15 protein-coding genes are annotated in these 22987 nt (G+C 53.1%); 8 read left to right on the top strand and 7 right to left on the bottom strand.

Annotated features, from left to right (window positions below; all coding sequences use genetic code 11):
- Positions 1-37 precede the first annotated feature (37 nt).
- Entirely contained in the window at positions 38-2041 is a 2004-nt protein-coding gene (locus C7B82_RS02180; RefSeq protein WP_106254673.1) for a sensor histidine kinase, read from the bottom strand.
- A gap of 180 nt (positions 2042-2221) precedes the next feature.
- Here C7B82_RS02180 and C7B82_RS02185 point away from each other — a divergent pair, with 180 nt between their 5' ends.
- Complete coding sequence (locus C7B82_RS02185; RefSeq protein ID WP_245939694.1) at positions 2222-2956, top strand: RibD family protein; 735 nt, start codon at positions 2222-2224, stop codon at positions 2954-2956.
- A 251-nt stretch (positions 2957-3207) separates the two neighbouring features.
- Positions 3208-4401, top strand: coding sequence for a GNAT family N-acetyltransferase (locus tag C7B82_RS02190; protein ID WP_106254674.1), 1194 nt, complete (start codon positions 3208-3210; stop codon positions 4399-4401).
- 116 nt (positions 4402-4517) lie between these two features.
- Here C7B82_RS02190 and C7B82_RS02195 read toward each other — a convergent pair whose 3' ends face one another.
- Entirely contained in the window at positions 4518-5336 is an 819-nt protein-coding gene (locus C7B82_RS02195; protein WP_106254675.1) for a hypothetical protein, read from the bottom strand.
- Between the two features lie 96 nt (positions 5337-5432).
- On the opposite strand from C7B82_RS02195, the gene C7B82_RS02200 reads away from it, so the two are divergent.
- Positions 5433-6044, top strand: a complete 612-nt coding sequence (locus C7B82_RS02200; protein ID WP_106254840.1) for a molybdenum cofactor guanylyltransferase — start codon at positions 5433-5435, stop codon at positions 6042-6044.
- A 135-nt stretch (positions 6045-6179) separates the two neighbouring features.
- Here C7B82_RS02200 and C7B82_RS02205 read toward each other — a convergent pair whose 3' ends face one another.
- Together C7B82_RS02205 and C7B82_RS02210 are read right to left on the bottom strand one after the other, a co-directional pair.
- Entirely contained in the window at positions 6180-6971 is a 792-nt protein-coding gene (locus C7B82_RS02205) for an ABC transporter permease (RefSeq protein WP_339375152.1), read from the bottom strand.
- Between the two features lie 422 nt (positions 6972-7393).
- The gene (locus C7B82_RS02210) at positions 7394-8101 is read right to left on the bottom strand and encodes a TVP38/TMEM64 family protein (RefSeq protein ID WP_106254676.1); all 708 of its coding nucleotides are present in this window, start codon (positions 8099-8101) and stop codon (positions 7394-7396) included.
- Between the two features lie 149 nt (positions 8102-8250).
- Here C7B82_RS02210 and C7B82_RS02215 point away from each other — a divergent pair, with 149 nt between their 5' ends.
- Complete coding sequence (locus C7B82_RS02215; RefSeq protein ID WP_106254677.1) at positions 8251-9393, top strand: pyridoxal phosphate-dependent aminotransferase; 1143 nt, start codon at positions 8251-8253, stop codon at positions 9391-9393.
- A 306-nt stretch (positions 9394-9699) separates the two neighbouring features.
- Entirely contained in the window at positions 9700-10248 is a 549-nt protein-coding gene (locus C7B82_RS02220) for an alpha/beta hydrolase (protein ID WP_106254678.1), read from the top strand.
- An 18-nt stretch (positions 10249-10266) separates the two neighbouring features.
- Here the strand turns inward: C7B82_RS02220 and C7B82_RS02225 are convergent, their stop codons facing one another.
- Entirely contained in the window at positions 10267-10515 is a 249-nt protein-coding gene (locus C7B82_RS02225; RefSeq protein ID WP_106254679.1) for a hypothetical protein, read from the bottom strand.
- 213 nt (positions 10516-10728) lie between these two features.
- On the opposite strand from C7B82_RS02225, the gene C7B82_RS02230 reads away from it, so the two are divergent.
- Positions 10729-12015 carry a molybdopterin molybdotransferase MoeA gene (locus C7B82_RS02230; protein WP_106254680.1) on the top strand — a complete coding sequence of 429 codons (1287 nt, stop codon included), beginning with the start codon at positions 10729-10731 and terminating at the stop codon, positions 12013-12015.
- A gap of 14 nt (positions 12016-12029) precedes the next feature.
- Positions 12030-13874, top strand: a complete 1845-nt coding sequence (locus C7B82_RS02235) for a glycosyltransferase (RefSeq protein ID WP_106254681.1) — start codon at positions 12030-12032, stop codon at positions 13872-13874.
- A gap of 20 nt (positions 13875-13894) precedes the next feature.
- Here the strand turns inward: C7B82_RS02235 and C7B82_RS02240 are convergent, their stop codons facing one another.
- Positions 13895-15316, bottom strand: coding sequence for a tetratricopeptide repeat protein (locus tag C7B82_RS02240; RefSeq protein WP_106254682.1), 1422 nt, complete (start codon positions 15314-15316; stop codon positions 13895-13897).
- Complete coding sequence (locus tag C7B82_RS02245) at positions 15229-19746, bottom strand: tetratricopeptide repeat protein (RefSeq protein ID WP_106254683.1); 4518 nt, start codon at positions 19744-19746, stop codon at positions 15229-15231. The genes C7B82_RS02240 and C7B82_RS02245 overlap by 88 nt, the downstream gene beginning before the upstream one ends.
- A 434-nt stretch (positions 19747-20180) precedes the next feature.
- Between C7B82_RS02245 and C7B82_RS02250 the strand changes: the two genes are divergently transcribed.
- A complete protein-coding gene (locus C7B82_RS02250; RefSeq protein WP_106254684.1) occupies positions 20181-22715 on the top strand; it encodes an ATP-dependent Clp protease ATP-binding subunit in 2535 nt (844 codons plus the stop codon).
- Positions 22716-22987: the final 272 nt, after the last annotated feature.

The following is a 22987-nucleotide window of genomic DNA, read 5'->3' on the forward strand; positions in this document are numbered from 1 at the left end:
GCTCTAGCCGACAGAGGAAAGGGAGTGATCGGAGACTTCATGCTAGCGTCGCGCTTGGGGTGTCACGATTGTGCCCGTCAGGAGGTACTGCGTCGGTGCTGCTGCCCGTTTCAGCCGGTGGGTTTGTCTCACGCGACGGCAGCCAGATCCGGAACGTACTGCCTTTGCCAAGCGTCGATTGAAACGAAACGGTGCCACCATGCAGTTCGGCAAAGCGTTTGGTGAGTGCTAAACCTAAGCCAGTGCCTTCGTGTCTGCGCGTTAGTGACGAATCGACCTGCTGAAAGGGGCGAAATAAGAGATGCCACCGTTCGGGTGGAATGCCAATCCCAGAATCGGCAACTTCAAGGCAGAGATAGGGCGTGTTGGCATTGACAGGGCTGCGATCGGGCCGAGCATCCTGTTCTAGTTGATGACCATAGCCAATGCGACTGGTAAGTTTCACCTGTCCACCCTCTGGCGTAAATTTCACCGCATTAGACAGCAGGTTGATGACCATCTGACTTACCCGCAGTTTGTCCATTTGCACCGCATTGAGATGGGTGTCAATCTCTTCAGAAAGCAAGATATGCTTGTTCTCGGCGGCGGGACGCATCATTCTGAGACATTCCTGGCAGAGATCCTGAATCAATACCGACTGCAGATTGAGTTCTAGCTTGCCAGCTTCAATCTTGGCAATACTCAGTAGATCTTCGATGATTTCCAGCAGATGAATGGCTGATTTGTCTGCCTGTTGCAGCAGGTCTAGTTCTTCTTCACGGCTGTCGCAATAGCCATCTTTAATCAGACGAATGCAGCCAATAATCGCATTCAGGGGTGTTCGCAGTTCGTGAGATGTGGTGGCTAGAAATTCGCTCTTTAACTGGTTAGCAGCTTGGGCTTCCTGCCAGGCGGCTTCTAGCTCTTCCGCCCGTTCTTCAAGACGCTGCACCATGTTGTCGAGCGCGCCAGCCAACTGGTTGATTTCTTTAATTTTGAAGTCTTTGGGTGCCTGACCAGCTGGCTGGCGTTGATGGATGTGGAGGGCATAGCCGCCGAGCTGTTCAAGCGGTCGTGCCAGATCACGGGCAATGTAGATGGTTGCTAACAAGTTTGCACCGAGCAGTCCTAAGGTGAGAATCAGGAGGACTTGCTTGATATCTTCTAGTCCAGAGAGTGCATTTTCGAGTGGGGCGACAGCGAGCACAACCCAGGTGCGGCTCTCACCAGGGGTCACAGACAGTTGAATACGGTTGTAGCCAGCCAGCCATTCGGTATTGCTGTCTTCAAAGAAAAGTAAGTTGAAAAAGTCTTCTTTACCCGCGATCGCGCTGTTGACGATAGCTTGCAGGCGCTCAGAGTCAGCTTCTTGCTGAATATTACGACCAATGCGATCGGCTTTCGGGTGAGCCAGGATGGTGCCATCCTCGTCAATGACCACCGTATAGCCAGACAACGATCCCGGTTGGCTCGTTTCCTGGCGGTAGGCTGCCCATTGAATGCTCAACGCATAGCGCAACCGCCCAAACGAGTCGTACACAGGTGCGCTAAACACCAGATCAAGCTGCCGTAGGGGAGTGGATGGTTTTGCCACTCTAGTCTGAGTGACAGGCGAAACCCGGACACTAGAGAGCGGAGCACGCATCACCTGACTCTGCGCCGACCAGAGGTTATCGAGTACCTGGCTGATTGAGCGGTTGCCACAGGTCGTGCCATCAATTTGTCCGGTTTGGACGTTAATCAACTGGACACATTGGACGCCCTTCGGCAGCCAGCGATTGATACGGGTGACAAACTCCTGCGCGTCCTGGGATTGGTCAAGCCTGGTTGAAAAATCTTCGCTAGCAGACACCAGGTTCGATCGCATCACCTCGATCAGGTCGCGAATGTTCTCCCCTTTTCTGACAGCGCTCTCGGTCAAGTTTTGGCGAGCTGTTTCTAACATGCTAGAGCGCATTTTTTTGTACGCTACCAGTTCACCCGTCAGCAAGACAGGAATGCTCAACAACAAAATTCGCGACAAGAGGATGCGGCGAAACGAAGACTGACCTGGTTTAGCCATAGGACGTTTAAACTGAAATGCGATACCCAATAGCAACCATGATCAACCGAAGACTGCTCTGCCCTTTCACACCCATCCATGTATGCGGCGATCGCCAGACGATCGTCTAATGATGCAGCTAAACTGCTATGAGAAAAGAACTATCCACAATTATTACAACGGTTGTACCGATTATTCTAGTTGGAAGCCGATTTAAACATCAAATCCGAGGCTGCTGATGGCCGGGGCGATCGCCCCAAAACCACGGTCATTCTGGCAATGAGCGTGGATGGCAAGATTGCTGACGTGAGCCGTGCTGCTGCTCGCTTTGGGTCTGCTCAAGACAAGGCTCATCTAGAACGACAGGTCGCCCTGGCGGATGGTGTTTTGCTGGGGGCAGGCACATTAAGAGCCTATGGCACAACGCTACGGGTGCAGCAGCCAGCATTGGTAACGCAGCGCCAGCAACAAGGTAAACCATCCCAGCCCGTGCAGATTGTCTGTTCGCGATCGGCCGTCATTTCTCCCCAACTCCCCTTTTTTCGGCAGACTGTACCCCGTTGGCTGCTCACAACAACCGTAGGCGCGCAAGGCTGGCAAGACGGAGACTCCTTTGAGCGCATTCTAACGGTAGAGACTGCTGCCGGAGACATTGATTGGCAAGCCGCATTCCGTCAACTGTGGGGTTTTGGACTTCGCCAGCTTGCCGTGCTGGGCGGCGGCACCTTAGTTGGTTCCCTACTGGAGGCAAACTTGCTGGATGAATGCTGGCTGACGGTTTGCCCACTGCTGTTAGGCGGAGCCAGTGCGCCAACCCCGATCGATGGGCCTGGACTGATGGCAGAACTGGCACCCCGATTGCAACTTTTGGACGTGAGCACGATCGACGATGAAGTGTTTTTACACTACAGGGTGAGAAAAGTAAGAAAGTTTTGAGTTTTGAGTTTTGAGTAGCGCTGAGTTCTTCGGACTCGCTTCACGTTTCTTGTCTGCCAAAGACTTTACGTGCCGCTGCCCTAGAGAGTTTTGAGTTTTGCAAGCGCTCTCCTCTGCTCCCCCTGCCTCCCCTACCTCCTCTGCCCCATCTCCTCTTGCCCCTCCCCACGCCCTAATCCCCAATCCCCAATCCCCACCCCTCACTCATCCGCCACATGTATTACGCTATATGAAGTCCTTTAAGCTCTCGTATGGTGGAACCACTGAAGCCTCGCTACTCGATCGCCTGGATTAATTCTCTTGACGACGTTCCCCAAGCAGAGTGGGATGCCCTTGCGGTGCCGCTACAAACGCCCTTCTTTGAATGGGAGTGGTTGCACAACATGGAAACATCGGGCAGCACCACCGCTGAGTCGGGCTGGTTGCCCAACCATTTAACCATCTGGCGAGACCGCAACCTCATTGCGACTGCACCCCTTTATGTGAAAGGGCACAGCTACGGTGAGTTTGTCTTTGATCACCAGTGGGCGGATGTAGCAGCGCGTTTGGGTGTTGAGTATTACCCGAAGCTGCTGGGCATGTCACCCTTTACGCCCGCAGAAGGCTACCGCTTTTTGATGGCACCGGGAGAAGATGAGGACGAACTGACGGGTATCATGGTGAGCGCGATCGATCAGTTTTGCGTGCGCAATAATCTTTCGGGCTGTAATTTTCTGTATGCCGATCCAGAGTGGCGCTTAACGATGGAGCGTCATGGCTTTCTGAGTTGGCTGCATCACAGCTTTATCTGGCAAAATCAGGACTATGAGACCTTTGACGACTATTTGGGTGCGTTCAACGCGAATCAACGTCGCAACATCAAGCGCGAACGTAAAGCCGTTGAAAAAGCGGGACTAACCATTCGTACATTGACCGGTGACAACATCCCACAAGCCCTATTCCCCTTGATGTACAGCTTTTACAGCGATACCTGCGACAAGTTTGGCTGGTGGGGCAGTAAATACCTGACTCCCAGTTTTTTTGAGCAACTCTATCCCAACTATCGCGATCGCGTAGTCTTTGTTGCTGCCTATGAGGAAAAGAGTCCCCAGCCGATCGGGATGTCCTTTTGCCTCACGAAAGGCACTAATCTTTACGGGCGCTACTGGGGTTCATTTCAGGATATCGACTGTCTCCACTTTGACGCCTGCTACTACACGCCGATCGAATGGGCAATTTCAAAGGGTATCAAAACCTTCGATCCTGGCGCAGGTGGACGGCATAAAAAACGGCGCGGCTTCCCGGCAACTCCCAACCATTCACTCCATCGCTTCTATGATCCTCGATTGGCTCAGGTGTTTCGTTCTTACATCGGTCAAGTGAATGATATGGAACAGCGGGAAATGGATGCAATCAATCAGGGCTTGCCGTTTAAGCAGGATGAGGCTGAACCAGAGTGTAAGTAGAGAAAGTCAGGAGTCAAGAGTCAGCGATATTTATGTCGATACGCTTTTACTGAAGCGTGATTAGCAAGTTACCGAAAGCAGCTTAATGAGCCTTTCGATCACCCTGCAAAGAATGCTCAGAAGTGCCAGCGTCCTTGCCCCTTCGTCGGTGTCTTCCAATCAACGTGCCTTTCATCGGTGCTCCATTCGAGCGTAAGTGGTTCTTGTCTACAAAGCCAACCCGAATGCTCAAGGTCGCCCAAGTCTTTTCTAAACATTGATCCATTAAAGTAGGCACGGCTAATATACATGCCTGCAAAGTCTCCATCATCATTCTCATAGTCTTCAACCACGATCGATCGCTGACCACTCGGAGACAGATAGCGTTTAGAACACAGCGCATCGCCTGGACTGCTGTGGAATAGGCTCAGCACGAAAGCAAGTAAAGTCATTGAGCTGACCGCTTGCAACACATAGACGGCTCGTTCAACAGACTTGGGTAAAGCTGCCTGGTTGAGCGCAGAGACAACCCAATGGAAGAACAAGACCAGGGCAGTGTAACCGGAAATAATGCTTACCAAGCTTCCAATCATAGAAAGGCTGTGATGCCAGTCGTTCGCGGGCAAGACCTGTGACAGAACTGAATAACCAATCAATAAGATGATCCACAACACGAGCGGCAAACAGCCTGTGGCTAAGAACAAGATTGGTAAAAGCAGCAAGAGTAGCCGAGCGTGCCAGGGAGATCGGATGGCTCCAAAGAACCTGTATAAAGCAAGTTGCTTCACTCTGACAATAAAGGCAGACAATAGAACAACAGCGACACTACCAACGATAGGGGTAGCGCGCAAGTTCCAAAGCGTGCCTGAAAAACTGTAGCCACTGAGAATCATGAGCCAGAAGACCAGGTTGAAATGGGCGACTAAGCTCAGCAGGACGATTGAAAGCTTCTGCATGGTTGACCGTCTGCGACTGGTGCAGTTGAATCAATCGTCTCGATTCTATGCCGAGAGTTTGGCAATGGTTCTAATGATGAAGGCGGTGTGAACTTGATGGCATCTTTAGCCGCGATCGTCCTCGCAGGTGGGCAAAGCAAGCGTATGGGACGAGACAAAGCGCTGCTTGACATTGAAGGGATTCCCCTACTCCGGCGAGTCTGCCATGTGGCGCTGCAATGTACGCCGATCGTTGACGTCATTACCTTCCAGCCAGAACAGTATCGCGCGATCGTGCCAGCCACCTGTCACCTACTTCAGGAACACGCGTTACCAGGGGCGACGACGCCTCACGGCCCACTTGTTGGGTTCGCTCAAGCGCTAGAGACAATGCAACGAGACGGTGTGCAGACCGAATGGGTGCTGCTGCTGGCGTGTGATCTGCCTCGGTTGTCAGGTGAAACACTGCAACAGTGGGTCAAGGAACTAGATCATGCAGAAGACGCGGTGGCTCTCCTCCCTAAGTCATCAAAAGGCTGGGAACCGCTCTGTGGCTTCTACCGAACCAGTTGTTTGAAGAGTTTAAGGGCAGCGATCGAGCGAGGCGATCGATCCTTCCAACGCTGGCTTGCCCAAGAATACGTGAAAGAACTCCCTATAGAAAACCAGTCAATGCTCTTCAACTGCAACACACCGCAAGATTTGGAGAGAGTGGGAAGTGAAGGGTAAGGAGAGAGCTTTGAGTTTTGAGTAGCGCTTTGCGCCGCTACGCTAGAGAGTTTTGAGTTTCTAAGAGGAGCTTTGAGTTACCTTTTACCACTGATCACTAACCACTGACCACTGACCACTGCCTCCTTCTAACACCTAACTCGACGCGCTGGTATAAAAGCGAAGCGCAAACCGCCAGAACGCAGCGGAGGCAAAGAGAAGCGCGATCGCCAACAGCCCTGCTGCCAGCGTCCAACCCCATTCACCACGACCAAGAATCACTTCTGCTGGAACGGTGGTCAGAAAAGCGACGGGCACCACAAACGTAAAGAAAAAACGGTATGCCGTGGGATATGCCGCCATTGGGTAGCGTCCGGCTTCCAGCAAACCGCGCAGGACTTCGGTCACGTTGTAGATTTTGACGAACCAGATGCTCATCGCGCCGAGGATAAACCAGAGGCTGTAAAGCGTGAGAAAGCCAAAGGCGATAGGCACTAGGCTCAGCAGATAATCACTCCATTGCAGGTTCAATCGCGCCCCTGCATAGCCGACGACAACTAGCCCAAACACCAGATCCGGCACGCCCCACGGTGAGAGGGTATGGGTTGAAAGCCAGAACTGTGAGCTAATCGGCTTCAGCAACACAAAATCCAGCGTGCCCTGCTGAATATGGCGTACAATGCGGTTCAAATTGGGTGCCAGGAAGGTACTGGAGAACCCTTGCAGGATGGTGAACACGCCCAGCACAACTAACGCCTGTTCCCAACTCCAGCGTTGAAACGAGTAGCCCGTGCGGTAGAACAGAAACAGCCCAAACAGGCTTCCGGCCAGCCCACCCAAACTGCTGAGCGCTGCTAACAAAAAGTTCAATCGATATTCCAGTTCTGCCGCGATCGCCGTTGCCCAAAACAACCGCAACACGTTGAAATAACGTCTTATTGTGTACATTGAGAACCCTCCGTGGCTGGCAGCGGCTGCCCAATAAAAGCAAACCTTAGGGGCGGTATAGCCTTGACAAGAGCGAACTGCCCCTACAGGAATCTTAGCAACAGATGCGTTGCTAGCATGAGAGCCATAGGAGATTCCACCCGGAAAACAACATCGCCGATCGATTCGGTTGCAGGGGGATGATGGCACTCAATGGGCATCGCCATATCCCTATACGGAGTTTGCATGCTTGGAGTTAGGCCTTGTCAAAAAATAACTGCATACTTTTGGATTAGCGATCAGCTATCAGCCATCAGCGGTCAGCTTTTCTCCAATGGCTGACCGCTGACCGCTGACCGCTACAGTCCATGACGTTATTTCTTTACAGCCCCTTAGTTCACTCGAAAGCCTTAGCGCAGCTAAACTGCAGGTCATTGTCCCTACTATTTGAGTAGACGCTGACGACTGCGGCGGGCACTTGTTTTCATCTCTCTCGCTACAGGTTTCTGCTTGACCAATAGCGGGAGGACAGAGAGCAGCGTCAACACGCCCAGCGCCAAAAAAAACGGTCGCCGATCGCCCCCGCTCAAGGCCTCTTTACCCGCTACGCCCAGCCAGGTATTGGCGATCGTCAGGGGAATAATGCCAAAGAAGGTACCGATCGTATAAGTCTTGAGGTCAACAGGCGTTAAACCAAACAGAAAGTTGACAAGGCTGAAGGGAGACAATGGCGTAAAGCGCACCGCCAGAATAAAGTTCATGGGTCGGTGGGTCATCGCCTGATTGATCCGTTGCAACAGTGCCTTCTGCCCAAAGCGTTGAGAGGCCCAATCGTGCAGCAAATGTCGTGCTAGCAGGAAAGCGCCAACGGCTCCCAGAGTGGCACCAATGAGCGACCATAGCGAGCCCCAGTACAAGCCGAAGACCGCACCACCCGCGATCGTCGATACATTGCCAGGAAAGCCCAAGGTTGTAATGATCGCAAACCCCACGATAAAAAACAACGCCGCATAGGGGCCCAGGTGATTGAGTTCCATCACCAGAAACGCCTGATTAAACAGCAAATTGACTGGGGTATACAAACAAATTAACGCCACCACGAAGACGGCAACAGTAATCCATAAAACAGTCTTGTAGGTTCTTAGCGGCATTGGCTTCTAGCAACAGGTGTCGAATCGATCGTATGTAACCTGGCAGTACGACTTAAGACGGCTGCAAAGGTATGTGACGTTCACTTTAAGCTAAGAACGTAACTCAAAAGAGGCAACGTTAAACCTGAGTGATCCATCAACCATCCCGCATGGACATCGTGCAGTCGCCGATCATCCCTGCCGTAGCAGCCATGATTCAAGAGCATCCAGGCACTATCTCACTGGGTCAGGGTGTGGTTTACTATGGCCCACCACCGGAGGCGATCGAACAAATCACGACCTTTCTAGCGAATCCAGAGCATCACAAATATCAGGCAGTCGAGGGCATTGCATCACTATTAGAGCAGATTGCGAGCAAGCTAAAAACCGAAAACGGGATGGCGATCGACCAGCAGCGTCAGGTTGTCGTGACCGCCGGAAGCAACATGGGGTTTCTGAATGCAGTGCTGGCAATCACCAACCCTGGCGATGAAATCATTTTACAAACGCCATATTACTTCAATCATGAGATGGCAGTGACGATCGCAGGCTGTCATCCGATCCTCGTGGCAACCAATGAGCAATACCAACTGCGCCCAGAGGCGATCGCACAAGCCATCACTGCCCGCACACGGGCGATCGTCACCATTTCGCCGAATAACCCCACTGGCGTTGTTTATACAGAAGCAGCGTTGCGGCAAGTGAATGATCTTTGCCGCGATCATGGCCTCTATCACATCAACGATGAGGCGTATGAGTACTTTACCTATGACGGCACCCAGCACTTCTCACCAGGGTCGATCGCCGACAGCAGTGGGCACACCCTTTCGCTCTATTCACTCTCAAAAGCCTATGGTTTTGCTAGCTGGCGCATTGGCTACATGGTCATTCCAGCACATCTCATGGCAGCCGTGATGAAAATTCAGGATACAAACGTGATTTGTCCAGCCGTAATTTCTCAGTATGCTGCAGTGGGTGCGTTGCAGGCGGGTGCTGGCTATTGTCGAGCGAAATTAGGCGCGATCGCAGCGGTTCGGCAACAGTTGCTCCATGCCTTGACTGGGATCAGCGATCGCTGCACAGTGCCGCCAAGTCATGGTGCATTCTACGTGCTGCTGAACGTTCACACAGCCATCGACGCCCTCTCATTAGTAGAACGGCTCATTCGAGAGCATGGGGTGGCAGCGATCCCAGGAACCACGTTCGGTCTAGAAGACGGTTGTCATCTACGCGTTGCCTATGGTGCCCTTCAACCGGAAACCGCGATCGCGGGCATTGAACGACTGGTGCAAGGGCTCAAAACCATTCTGTAGGGCAACGCGTCTCTGTCTATGGTTGGCGTCCTACAGAATCTTGTAGCCTACAGAATTTTGCTTGTGCTCCACAGATAAGCTTTTCTCGCCAGATATAGCTGTTGTCACAAAGCTTAGGACATTGGGATCAAAGGGGGAGTGGGGGCGTGCCCCCAGCCAGGGGTTCCACCCCTGCACCCCGTCCTAACCAGTATGGCTATAGCTATACCTGGGAGTTGTATACCTCGTGTTAGATGAGTTGCCCCAGAGAAACGAATACCATCAAGATATCGTCAAAGCGATTAGTTGTTTCCAGCGATCGAATCTATGCGTTTTTCAACTCTACCGCTTCGCTACTTCGTGCTCTTAGCCGCCAGTATGGGCACGATGCTCTACAGCACGACCAGCTTAGCCGCTGAAAAAGTTGTCTTAAAGTACGGCATCTTTCAGGAATCCCTTTCCGTCGCCGAACTCTCAAGCTTTGCGGAAACAGGCGATCCATCACCGACACTAGCGGCTTACATGAAGCTAGCAAACAAGAAACCAGAAGAAGTACGCGATGCGTTAACTAAGCAGGTCAAAGTTAGCCCAGTCGTGCTTGACCAAGCGTTGAATAACGTTGTGGGAGAACGGCTGCTTGACGAAGTTGGGAAAACGGTACATACGTCTACCGACACAGCCAACCGTCAAGCGTTACGCTCAGCGCTGGTGCTATCTGCCAGTGATGACAGCAAGATCTCGCTCATAGAGGCGATCCAAAAGTATCCGACTCAAGAAGTCGAGGTTGAAGGCGATCGGTTAGTCGATACTGCCACTAAGCTCAGCGAACTGGAGAGTAGTATTCGCAAAATTTTAGGCGTTTTTAATCAGCTTTAATGGTTGAAGCAACCGGATCTAATAAGCCAGTGTCTCCAGGGTTTCACGGAGATAAGACCGCACCAAATTGTCGAGGTTAAGACCAGTTAACCGACCGTCTGTGTTGCGCTCTAGCTGCCAGCGCTCAAACCCAGAACTTGCCGAGATCGCCTGCTTGAGGTTATGCCAAATCTCAGAATCAACGGGAAGCTGACCAAGAAGGTCTTTGGGTACACCTCCTCGTTGGGAAGTATTCTCAAAGGAGGAGGGAAACTGCGAATTAGCCATAAACACCTCAAGGAGAAAAGACTTCAAAGCTCTGCTAGAGATAGATACATTACCACCAATGGGTAACTTAGCAGAGCAAATGCTATGCCATTACAGAATAGCGCACCCAAAAAATTGGAGTGTGTTGGCTACGACATTTTAGTACCATGTTTTTGACACGAAGACGCTCAGCGTTCTGATTTTCTTAGACTCTACTCTCTAATCTCCGACCACATGATTTCAGTTGAGCAAGCAGAGTCAATGATCCTGAGCCTCGTGCATCCCTTCGATGCCGATCGCAATCGGGAGGTGTTGGAGCTACCGGATGCCACTGGTCGAGTCTTGGCAGGCTCCATCGCCAGCGCGCTGGACTTTCCGCACTGGGATAATTCGGCCATGGATGGCTATGCGGTGCGCTACGCCGACGTACAGGCGTGTTCAGCGGAGTCTCCTGTGACGCTGGAGATCATTGAAACCATTCCAGCCGGCTATCAACCGCAACAGACCGTGCTAGCAGGGCAGGCGGCTCGCATTCTCACGGGTTCAGTCATGCCGGATGGCGCGGACACGATCGTCATTCAAGAAGAGACCCAACGAGAAGGGAACTTGGTCACAATTTTGGCGGCTCCCCAGCCAAATGCCTTTGTGCGGCGTCGGGCTGCCTTTTATCAAGCAGGCAGCCCACTCCTGTCGTCAGGGCTACGGCTGCAGGCTCCAGAGATCGCCGTGCTGGCAGCGGCTCAGTGCGCCCAGGTGCCTGTCTACCGTCAACCACGGGTAGCCATTCTGTCTACAGGCGATGAACTAGTGAGCATCGATCAACCGCTCCAACCGGGCGACATTGTGGATTCCAATCAGTATGCGCTGGCAAGTTTAGTCGCGCAGGCAGGAGCGATTCCACTAAGGCTAGGCGTTGTACGGGACGAGCCAGAAGCACTCAAGCAGGCGATCGCCAATGCCCTCGATCGTGCCGATATGGTGCTTTCGTCCGGTGGGGTCTCTGTTGGCGACTACGACTACGTTGAAGACATCCTCGCTGCTCTGGGTGGCACGATCCACATTCGCGCCGTCGCTGTAAAACCGGGGAAGCCCTTGACAGTAGCAACCTTTGCCTCCACCCTCACACCCTCACATCCTCACACCCCTCCACCCCTCCTCTACTTCGGTCTTCCCGGCAATCCCGTTTCGGCACTGGTGACCTTTTGGCGCTTTGTGGAACCAGCATTACGCAAGCTGTCGGGCCTACCGGAACCAACCTGGAAACCGACGTTTGTGAGGGCAAAAACGCGAGTGGCGTTGCGATCGGATGGCAAACGCGAATCATACCTCTGGGGGCAATTGCATCTGGTCGACGGACTGTATGAGTTTAATCTGGCGGGCGGTAGCCATAGTTCGGGAAATTTGATCAATTTAGCTGGAGCCAGTGGGTTAGCGATCGTGCCAATTGGGCAAACTCACATTAGCAGCGGGGATTCGATTCAAGTAATGTCAATCGGGTCAGCGCTCAGCAAGGCATTTTGAAGGAATAAAAGTGCATGATCAACTCATTTTCTGTCATCGTCCCAGTGCTGAATAAAGAAAATGAGATTATTCGCACATTGGAAAGTATTGATGCCAGCATCGCTTTCTTTCATCAGCATCATGACGGCACTCAAGCGGTTCATTCCGAACTGATTGTGGTTGATGAAGGATCGACTGATCGCACACCAGCATTGCTTGAAGCGTTTAGTCAAAATAAACCTTATTTCAAAGTAATTAAGCACTTCAGAAGCCTAGGTATTGGCCCTGCCAGAAACACTGGAGCCAAGATTGCGAAGGGCGATATTCTATTTTTCTGTGATGGTGATGACTTAGTTTTCAAAGAGCATATTTATCTCTGCTTTATGCTGCTCAACCATCAGCCCACTCCAGGTGAAACAGCGCTGAAGAACGTTGAAATTACGGTTGGCGATAAATCCTATCCACTGACATTACCGCCGCATCCAGTTGGCATTGTAAGGACGGGTGTGCAGATGCAAGACGCACTTCATCCCTATTGGAAAGCCGCGATCGAAAATACGCTTGCCCTCAATTTATGCATCCGTCGAGATTGTCATGAATTTATCGAAGGCTTTCCTGAAGCACCCGTTTATAAGCAAATTGGTGGGTGTGAAGATGTGTCCTATGATTTGTGGATGGCGAAGTTTTTTAAGGTACTCAAAGTCGAGATTGAAACGGTTGAGTATATTCGCTATCCCGGCAACAATTTCGATCGGCAGCTGAAGAAATTTCAAGCGGCACCGGATCAATACCAGGATGAAACACCGCCAGAGGAACAAGCGCTTCACTTGCTGCGACGAAAATTGGAGCACGATCGCTTTAGCTATCTCACCGAAAAGTTCAAAAAAGTGACCTGGAATGCTGCCTTTTTTCCTATTTTGAACTGGCAGCAGCTAGCTAACGATTATTTAGCACAAGACTGCTACTCCGAAGCCATTACGCTGTATGAACAGGGCATGGTTGCAGAACCTGACACCCGCGAAAACGTTAGAAACATTCTAGCAGCGGCTTACAATAACTTCGGCTCCGCGTTCCACAAACAAGGCGATCTGGAGCACGCAGGTCTTTATTTCAAAAAGGTGATCGATCTGAATCCAACCCTCTCTTCTGGTGATCTTGCGAGAGTCCACTTTAACCTGGGTACGGTGCTGCATAAGCAGAGACAATTTGAGCAAGCAATACCGTATTTGCAAAAAGCGGTTGCCCTACAACCCGGCTTTCCAGAGGCGATCGCAGAACTTTCAGCCGTAACGAATCAATGGCAACTGCTGACGAAAGGCTATCAGTTTTCGAGCGGCTTTGCTGCGGCTGATCTCACCCCCTTGTCGAGCTATTTCGATCGCTTTAAGTCAGTCGCACTGAACGCCTTAGAGATTGGGAGCCGCGATGGACGCGTCACCTGCTGGCTACTGGACAATGTGTTACTTCAACCAGCCGCAACGATCACCTGCGTCGATCGCTTTGAAGGCTTGACTGATGAGCAACCGATTTTGGAGCGTTTCGAGGCAAATATTGCTCGTACAGGTGCGGCTGAAAAAGTGCGTCAGATCGCTGGCAAGCCGGGTGAGGTATTGCGATCGCAGCCCAACCATCATTACCCATTAGTCTATGTCGGTGGTATGACAACTGCCAGCGAAACACTCGAAATAGCGGTACTCAGTTGGAGTTTGCTCACCGTTGGCGGCGTGATTGTCTTTGCAGACTATGAGTTGAAGCCAGGGCAAACCCTGACTGAACTGCCACCCAAGAGCGCGATCGAGGCCTTCGCCAATCTGTTTAGCAATAAGCTCAGGCGACTCTATCAAGGCAGCGCAGTACTACTGGAGAAAATCGCAGAGTAGGGGCAGGACGTGCCATGCCCTTACGTTTGGCGTTCTACCCACAGCGCCAACTCTGCGGCAACGCGCTCAAACACCCCTTGCCAGCTTCCCCGTTGCCGTTGCCGAAACAGTCGCATGGTGGGATACCAGGGGCTATCGTCTCGCTCTAGCAGCCAACGCCAATCGGGGGCAACCGAGAGCAGTAACCAAACAGGCTTGCCCAATGCGCCTGCTAGATGGGCAACCGCCGTATCGATCGTGATTACTAAATCGAGTTGAGCGATCGCCGCCGCCGTAGCCGTAAAATCGTCCAGTGACGCACTCAAAGACTGAATGGGCAACTCAGCCAGGGCTTGGAGATCCGCCTCTGGAGCACCTTTTTGCAAGCTAAAGAAAGCAATTCCGGGCAACTGGCACAACGCTCGAAACTGTTCGATCGCGCAGGAACGGTAGCGATTGTTTTTGTGATCAGGATTCCCTGTCCAGGCAATGCCGACTTTGAGACGAGTGCCTGGTGGCACCTTTAAACGCAACGGATGGTCAACGGGTGGAGACAGGTAAGCAACCGGAGCGGGAATCGTCTCTAACGTTGTGCTGCACAGATGCGGCAAACTGAGTAACGGTGCATGAACATCGAAGTCTGGTAGCGGCGCACCTTGAGCAATTAATTGGTCAATACCTGCCGCTGTTTCAAGCAAACGCAACAGAGACGGCTGACACTCGACAATTACCCGTCCCCCTCGATCGCGCACCAGGGCGGCATAGCGAATGAATTGAATCGTGTCTCCAAAGCCTTGCTCTGCGTGAAGCAGGATTGTTCTACCTATCAGCGGCGATCCATCCCAAAGCGGTTGCGCAAACAATCGGGGTGCCCAACCAGGCTGCCGCCAGCGCCACTCGTATTCCTGAAAACCCTGCTGCAAAGCGCCTGTGAGCAACAGGGCATGACCTAAGTTCTTGTGCGCACCGGCCGAATTGGGAGCCAGCTGAGTGGCAGTGCGATAGTGGGCGATCGCTTCCTCCAGCCGACCCAACCGTCGCAACAGAAAGCCCTGATTGTAATACGCATCCACAAACTCAGGCTTCAGCGCGATCGTCTGCTGGCTATGGAACAAGGCATCTTCTAAGCGATCCTGCTTTTGCAGCACCAAGGCCAGGTTGTAGTGAGCCTCTGCATAATCTGGTTTGAGCGCGATCGCACGGTTGAAATGGGCGATCGCGTCCTCATAGCAACCTTGCTCCTGCAATGCTGTCCCCAAATTGCCCCAGGCTTCAGCGGCATCAGGCTGTAGTTGCACCACCCGTTGCAGAAAGGGAATCGCCGCTACTGCTTGCCCCACACTACACAACGCAACCCCTAGAATTTGTAGTGCTTCTACCTGATCAGGCTGCTGTTGAAGGATTTGACGACAAACCTGTTCAGCTTCAGCAAAGTTACCGTTGTAGTAATGCTGGAGGGCGATGGGGAGTGAGGTGTGGGGTGTGGGGTGTGGGGTGTTTTGAGTTTTGAGTTTTGAGTTTTGAGTTTTGAGTTTTGAGTAGCGCTTTGCGCCGCTACGTTAGAGAGTTTTGAATTGATCCTGGCTTCTGACTCCTGACTTTTGACTCCTGACTTCCGACTCCCTCTAACGTCATTGATTCCTGCTTCGCTTGTGGAAGCAACAACGTTAACTCCTGACTCGTGGTTCCTAACTGCTGACCGCTGACTCCTAACTGCTGACTGCTGACTGCTGACCGCTGACCGCTTTTCCCCTTCTTCTCCCAACACCTCCCGCACCTGCGCGATCACTCCTGCCCAATCGCCATATCCAGGCTGCCGAAACACCCTCATCGTGGGATACCAGGGGCTATCATCACGCTTGAGCATCCAGCGCCAGTCGGGAGCAAAGGGTAGCAGTAGCCAGACGGGCTTACCCAATGCACCGGCTAAATGGGCCACTGACGTATCAACCGCAATCACCAAATCAAGCTGGTTGATCAAAGCGGCTGTGTCCACAAAGTCGTGCAGGTGTTCTCGTAGGTCGTGGATGTGAGGTTGCGTTTGTAGTAGTGCCCGATCGCCCGAAGACAATTCTTTTTGCAGACTATAAAGGGCAATGCCGGGAAGATCTGCCAGCAATAGAAGTAGATCTAATGGACAGGCGCGAGTACGGTTATAGGGGTTTTGTGGGTTGCCCTCCCAGACGATGCCGATTTTGAGTGTGGGGTGTGGGATGAGGAGAGGGGGTATGGGGTGTGGGGTGTGAGGTGTGGGGTGTGGGAGGTAGGGGATGGTAGCGGGTACGGTGTCCAGGCTGATGCCCAGGATGTGGGGCAGGCTCATGAGGGGAGCGTGGACATCGAAGGCAGGGGGCGTGCTGCCGTAGGAGACGATCGCCTGAACATGAGGCATACCTTTGAAGAGGTTCATCAAGGGCGTATGGCATTCCAGGATGATCCGTCCGCCGAGTTGGGCGACCAGCGGCACATAGCGAACGAACTGGATCATGTCGCCCATACCCTGTTCGGCGAGTAGGAAAATGGTCTTGCCGTCTAGGGGCGAGCCATCCCAGCGGGGCTGTGAAAAGGGTCGCAACGGCTGAAAAGTGGGCAGTTTGACCTGCCAACGCCATTCGTACTCAGCAAAGCCAGCTTGCAGGTCGCCATCCAACAGAAGTGTTAAGGCTTTGTTCCAGTGTGCTTCCGCAAAATTTGGTTCGATCGCCGTTGCCTGGTTGTAATACCCCACGGCTTCTTGCAACTCGCCCCGATCGCGAATGATGTTGCCCCAGTTGTTGTATGCCTTGGCGTAGTCTGGCTTGAGCGCGATCGCCCGTTGATAGTGCGTAATGGCTTGCTCAAAGTCGCCCAATTCTTTCAGCGCATTGCCCAGGTGGTTGTGTGCCTGCGAGAAGTCTGGTTTGAGCGCAATCGCCTGCCGATAACAAGCCGCCGCCTGTGCAAACTGCTCCTGTGCAAAGTAGATGAGCCCCAGGTTGTTGTGAGCATCGGCATATTGGGGGCGTAGCGCGATCGCTTTCTTGTAGTGCGCGATCGCTTCATCCGTCCGTCCCTTATGGCGTAGGGCATTCGCAAAATTGTTGTGTGCATCAGCATGATCTGGCTTGAGCGCGATCGCTTTTTCGTAATGCGCGATCGCCTCGTCAATGCGATCTTGCTCCTGAAGCGCGACTGCCAGATTATTGTAGGTATCGTAATGATCGGGACTGGCTACCAGCGCACGACGATAGGCAGCGATCGCATCGTCAAACCGCCGCTCCTGATGCGCAATCATGCCCAGTAAATGCCACGCCTCCGATTGCTCCGGCTGCTGCTCCACCACCTGACGACAAAGCTGCTCCGCCTCTTGATACCGTCCCGCTTGATGATGGCGCACCGCGTCTTTGAGTGCTTGTGGAAGAGGTGATTTGGGGGTGTGGGGTGTGGGGTGTGGGGTGTGGGAAGAGAGTTTTGAGTTTTGAGTAGCTCTTTGCGCCGCTACGCTAGAGAGTTTTGGGTTTTGAGTTTTTCTGATTCCTGCCTCCTGCCTCCTACCTCCTGCTTCCCTTGCTTCCCCTGCTTCCCTTCCTGCCTTATGCCTCATGCCTCCTGACCGCTGACCGCTGACCGCTGACCGCTGACCGCTGACCACTAGCACTTCTCTTACCTGCTCTATCACGCTCTCCCAATCGCCGTAGGCAGGCTGACGAAACAGGCGCATGGTGGGATACCAGGGGCTATCGTCGCGCTGTTGCATCCAGCGCCAGTCGGGGGCGAAGGGCAGTAAGAGCCAAACGGGTTTTCCTAGCGCGCCTGCTAAATGCGCGATCGCGGTGTCTACTGCAATGACGAGATCAAGCTGATGGATGAGGGCAGCGGTATCCACAAAGTCGTGCAGGTGCGATCGCAAATCCTGCACGTTGGGGTTCGCTTCCAGTTGTTGCTGGTCTGCCAAAGAGGGCTCTTTTTGCAAGCTATAGAGTTGGACATTGGGCAAGGCTGCCAGTGTTAGAAGTCGCTCTAGCGGGCAGGCACGACTGCGGTTGTAGGGGTTTTGCGGGTTGCCTTGCCAGACGATGCCGATGTTGAGTGAGGGGTGAGGGGTGAGGAGAGAGGGGATGGGGTGTGGGGTGTGGGGTGTGGGGTGTTGAAGGTAGGGGATGTCAGCGGGAACCGTCTCCAGGGTGGTGTTGAAGAGGTGGGGGAGGCTTAGTAGCGGGACATGGACATCAAAATTGGGTAGGGGGTTGCCGTAAGGGATGAATTGCTGAATGCCTGCAACACCCTGGAGTAAGTTCATCAAAAGGGGCTGGCACTCGACGATGACTCGTCCGCCGCGTTGGGCGACCAGTGAGGCATAGCGGATGAATTGAATGGTGTCGCCCATGCCCTGTTCGGTGTAGAGCAGGATGGTTTTACCGTCTAGTGGCGTACCGTCCCAGAGTGGCTGGGGGAACGATCGCGCTGGGTTTTGTTCTCGAAATTTGCTCCACTGCAAGCGCCATTCGTAGCCAGCGAAACCTTGCGCCAAATCGCCTGTAAACAGTTGCGTGAGGGCTTTGTTCCACTGCGCCTCCACAAAATCGGGATTGATTGCCAGGGCTTGTTCGTAAGCCGCAAAGGCGGCGTCAATATCACCGTGGTTGCGTCGAGCGATGCCGAGGTTGTTGTAAGCTCCTGTGTAGTCGGGTTGCGCGACGATCGCCGCCTCCAAGTGCTCAAACGCCTCCGCAAACGCACCCTCTTGCTGGAGTAAGTTGCCCAAATTACTGCTAATTTCGGCATAGTTGGGGTTGATTGCTAACGCCTGACGATAACAGTCGATCGCGGCCTCAATATGACCCTGTTCCTGGTAGGTGTTGCCCAGGTTGTTATGCACTTCAGCATAGTCGGGACGAATGGCAAGCGCTTCGTGAAAGTGAGCGATCGCGTCGTCAAACTTTCGCTGTTCTTTTAGCACAGAGCCTAGGTTGCTGTGGGCTTCCGCAAAGTGCGATCGCAAACTGAGTGCCCGCTCGTAATGCGCGATCGCGTCTTCTAGCTTGCCTTGCTCCTGGAGCGCGTTGCCCAGGTTGTTGTGCGCTTCGGGATACTCCTCCCGCAACGCCAGTGTGTCACGGTAGATCTTAATAGATTCCTCCAGCTTGCCTTGCTGCTGAAGGACGTTGGCGAGTGCGTGATGCGCTTCAAGATAGGCTGGCTTCAGCGCGATCGCCTGCTGATAGTGCACGATAGCATCCTCCAACTTGTCCTGCTGCTGCAGCGTATTGCCCCAAGCGTGATGTGCTTCAGGATAATTGGCTTTGAAGGCGATCGCCTGTTGGTAATAGTTAACCGCGTCCTCAAACTGTCCCTGACGCTGCAAAGCGACGCCCAGATTGTGATGCGCCTCTGCATAGTTGGGCTTCAGGAGAATGGCTTCCCGATAGTGGGCGATCGCGTCATCGAACTGCCCCTGATCTTTGAGCGCAATGCCCAGGTTGTTATGCGCTTCGGGGTAGTGAGGTCGTAAGGTGAGGGCTTTCTGGTAGGCAGCGATCGCGCCGTCCAGGTCGCCCAGTTCCTTCAGCGCGTTGCCAAGATTGTTCGACGCTTCAACATGGTCTGGTTGTCGAGTGAGCGCTTGCTGATAGTGCGCGATCGCCTCGTCTAACTTGCCCTGCCCTTTGAGCGCAATGCCCAGGCTGTTGTAGGCATCGGGATTGTCGGGTTGCACGGTCAGCACCGTTTCAAAGCAGGCAATCGCCTCTTCAAAACGATGCTGCTGGTAGACCAGCGCACCTAAAAGATTCAGGGCGTCTACAGCATGAGGCTGCTGCTCAATGATCTGGCGGTAGGCAGATTCTGCCTCAGCAGTGCGTCCACTACGATGAAGTTGTAATGCAGCAGTCAACGAGTCGGGGGGAGGCGTCATTGGCAGGATTCCTATCCTGTGCTGGCAGTCTATTCTACCCGCCTCATCAGAGCGAGTAACAGCTCGTAATGGCCTGTAACGAAAAGGATCCAGCAGTCAGCGGTCAGAAGTCAGAAGTCCGGAGAAAACTAACTCAAAACTCTCTAGCAACGCGGCGCGAAGCGCTACTCAAAACTCTCATCCCCCTCCCCTCTACGGTTACTACCGCTCAGTGCATACGGCTTTCACTACTGCTGTAGCAGGGCCACCAGCGATACAGTATCAGTACACAAAAATACATACGGTCTCATGGGGAGCCGAACCCCACTACTGCAATTGATTTGATTCATCACAACTGAAGACGCCAGGTTCTGGCGATGTCCCTGTAACCGCTGCCTTTTGCTCTATCAGTTGTCTCATTTATCGCTACAAATGGCGTGGTAGGAGAACCAATCATGTTTGAACTGTTCACAGAAAAAGCCATTCGGGCAGTGATGCTGTCCCAGGAAGAAGCCCGTCGTCAGGGACACAACCTAGTTGGCACTGAGCAAGTGCTGCTAGGCATCCTCCGTGAAGAAACAAGCCTTGCCGCACAAATTTTGGTTGATCTGGGCGTCACCTTAGACGCAGCTCGCACTGAATGTGAAAAAATTGTGGGTCGTGGCACAGGAAGCATCCCAGCAGAATTGCCTTTCACACCCAGAGTTAAGCGCATGTTTGCTGAAGCAATGCAGCAAGCGCAACAACTTGGGCAGAGCCTTGTCACGCCTGAACATCTGCTGCTGGCATTGACACAAGGCAACGAAACAGTTGCTACTAAGGTGCTGCAAACGCTTAATGTTGATCCGTTTCAGGTGCAAGATCGCATTTTGCAGGCGATCGGTCTTGAGACGATTGGCGAAGCGGCTGTGCCTGTGGGTGGGCGTGAAGCCTCACCATTCACCAGCCGTAGCAATGCCCAAACGCTGACCCTAGAAGAATTTGGCACTAACCTGACCCGGCTTGCGGCTGCAGGCAAGATCGATCCCGTTGTGGGTCGCCAAACTGAAATCGAACGCGTCGTACAGATTCTCGGTCGCCGCACCAAAAACAACCCGATTTTGATTGGGGAACCGGGTGTGGGGAAGACCGCGATCGCCGAAGGGCTTGCCCAGCGTATCATCAGTGGTGATGTACCCAGCAACCTCGAAGACAAGCAGGTGATTAGCCTCAATATGGGTTCGCTCGTGGCTGGTACCCGCTATCGTGGTGAGTTTGAAGAACGCCTAAAGAAAGTGGTTGCCGAAGTGCAAGCCAACAAAAACATCATTTTGGTGATCGACGAAGTGCATACACTCGTCGGTGCCGGATCGACTGAAGGCAGTATGGATGCGGCGAACTTGCTGAAGCCAGCCCTTGCACGCGGCGAACTGCAATGCATCGGAGCCACCACCCTGGATGAATACCGTCAGTACATTGAGCGTGACGCCGCGTTGGAACGTCGGTTCCAACCAGTTCAGGTGGGTGCGCCCAGCGTCAGTGAAACGATCGAAATCCTGTTCGGTCTGCGCGATCGCTACGAGCAGTTCCACAAAGTCAAGATCGAAGACACTGCGTTAGTTGCGGCAGCGACACTATCCGATCGCTACATCGCCGATCGTCATCTACCTGATAAAGCGATCGACCTGATCGACGAAGCAGGTTCGCGTGTGCGGTTGGCACAGACCCAGCACTCCCCCACCAAAGCCTTCCGCAAGGAACTGCGGCAGGTCACGAAGGATAAAGAAGCAGCCGTCAATGCTCAGGATTTCGACGCGGCTGGGAAGTTGCGTGATCGGGAGCTAGAGCTAGAAGCGCAAATTAGCGGTCAGCGGTCAGCCGTCAGCGGTCAGCCATCAGACTCAACTCAACACTCTCTTCCCCACACCCCACACCCCACACCCCACACCCCAGCCGTAACAGAGGACGACATCGCCCAAATCGTCGCTTCCTGGACAGGCGTGCCCGTGCGGAAGCTGACTGAACTGGAATCTGAGCAACTCCTGTACCTTGAAGATGCGTTGCATGAGCGGGTGATTGGTCAGGATGAAGCCGTCAAGTCAACAGCTCGTGCGCTTCGACGGGCACGGGTGGGGCTGAAGAGTCCCGATCGCCCGATCGCGAGTTTCTTCTTTTCAGGTCCCACAGGGGTTGGCAAAACAGAACTGGCGAAAACGCTGGCGGCCTACTTCTTTGGCAGTGAAGAGGCCATGATTCGGTTAGACATGTCTGAGTTTATGGAAGGGCACACGGTGTCCAAGCTGATTGGTTCACCTCCGGGTTACGTAGGCTACGGTGAAGGCGGACAGTTGACTGAAGCAGTGCGGCGTAAGCCTTACTCAGTGGTGCTCTTCGACGAAATCGAGAAAGCCCATCCCGATGTCTTCAACCTCATGCTGCAACTGTTGGATGACGGTCGCTTGACGGATGCTCAAGGTCGGACGGTCAACTTCAACAACACGCTGGTCATCATGACCTCAAACGTGGGTTCCAGAGTGGTTGAAAAAGGCGGCAGTGGGTTTGGGTTTGAGTTTGCCAGTCAGGCTGATGCACAGTACAGCCGGATGCAGGCATCGGTGAATGAAGAACTCAAACAGGTCTTCCGTCCCGAGTTCCTGAACCGTCTGGACGAGATCATCGTCTTCCGTCAACTGACCCGTGATGAAGTGAAGCAAATTGCGGATCTGCTCATCCGTGACGTGGCGACCAATCTCACCGATCGCGGCATTGCCCTGCAAGTCACCGATCGCGTTAAGGATCGGCTGGTAGTCGAAGGCTACAATCCTAGCTACGGTGCCCGATCGCTCCGTCGAGTGATTACCCGCTTGCTCGAAGATGCCCTGGCAGAAGCCTTGCTGTCGGGAACGATTAAGGAAGGCGATACTGCGATCGTTGATCTGGATGATGACAATAACGTTGTGGTTCATCCGGCAGCACTAGCAGAACGGCTGTTAGAAGCGATCGTCGCTTAAAAGCTGATCAAGTTTTACAACGTATGCCCTGCACTTCAATGGTGTAGGGCTTTTTCATAATAATTGATCGTTTTTCGACTGATGATTGCAGTCTCTCATTGTGTTGAGCGATCGCATTGAATTGGCGTGTTTTGATGCAGAAGTTGTTGGGGCGATCGTTCTGATCGTGTATTGGCTAGATTAGACAGGACTTTAAAGGAAACCAGCCCGAAGAAATCCTGAACCTTTCGGGCTAAGCAGCAGGTAGGGCGTATGATGCGGAAAAGCGAAGC

This window comes from Stenomitos frigidus ULC18, from assembly GCF_003003795.1.
GTDB lineage: Bacteria > Cyanobacteriota > Cyanobacteriia > Leptolyngbyales > Leptolyngbyaceae > Stenomitos > Stenomitos frigidus_A.

Excerpts from the sequence above, each read along its gene's own strand:
- C7B82_RS02210 (WP_106254676.1), bottom strand. The coding sequence starts at position 8,101 with ATGCCGCTAAGAACCTACAAGACTGTTTTATGGATTACTGTTGCCGTC.
- C7B82_RS02250 (WP_106254684.1), top strand. The coding sequence starts at position 20,181 with ATGTTTGAACTGTTCACAGAAAAAGCCATTCGGGCAGTGATGCTGTCC.
- C7B82_RS02225 (WP_106254679.1), bottom strand. The coding sequence starts at position 10,515 with ATGGCTAATTCGCAGTTTCCCTCCTCCTTTGAGAATACTTCCCAACGA.
- C7B82_RS02190 (WP_106254674.1), top strand. The coding sequence starts at position 3,208 with ATGGTGGAACCACTGAAGCCTCGCTACTCGATCGCCTGGATTAATTCT.
- C7B82_RS02205 (WP_339375152.1), bottom strand. The coding sequence starts at position 6,971 with ATGTACACAATAAGACGTTATTTCAACGTGTTGCGGTTGTTTTGGGCA.
- C7B82_RS02200 (WP_106254840.1), top strand. The coding sequence starts at position 5,433 with ATGGCATCTTTAGCCGCGATCGTCCTCGCAGGTGGGCAAAGCAAGCGT.
- C7B82_RS02235 (WP_106254681.1), top strand. The coding sequence starts at position 12,030 with ATGATCAACTCATTTTCTGTCATCGTCCCAGTGCTGAATAAAGAAAAT.
- C7B82_RS02230 (WP_106254680.1), top strand. The coding sequence starts at position 10,729 with ATGATTTCAGTTGAGCAAGCAGAGTCAATGATCCTGAGCCTCGTGCAT.
- C7B82_RS02180 (WP_106254673.1), bottom strand. The coding sequence starts at position 2,041 with ATGGCTAAACCAGGTCAGTCTTCGTTTCGCCGCATCCTCTTGTCGCGA.
- C7B82_RS02245 (WP_106254683.1), bottom strand. The coding sequence starts at position 19,746 with ATGACGCCTCCCCCCGACTCGTTGACTGCTGCATTACAACTTCATCGT.
- C7B82_RS02215 (WP_106254677.1), top strand. The coding sequence starts at position 8,251 with ATGGACATCGTGCAGTCGCCGATCATCCCTGCCGTAGCAGCCATGATT.
- C7B82_RS02220 (WP_106254678.1), top strand. The coding sequence starts at position 9,700 with ATGCGTTTTTCAACTCTACCGCTTCGCTACTTCGTGCTCTTAGCCGCC.
- C7B82_RS02195 (WP_106254675.1), bottom strand. The coding sequence starts at position 5,336 with ATGCAGAAGCTTTCAATCGTCCTGCTGAGCTTAGTCGCCCATTTCAAC.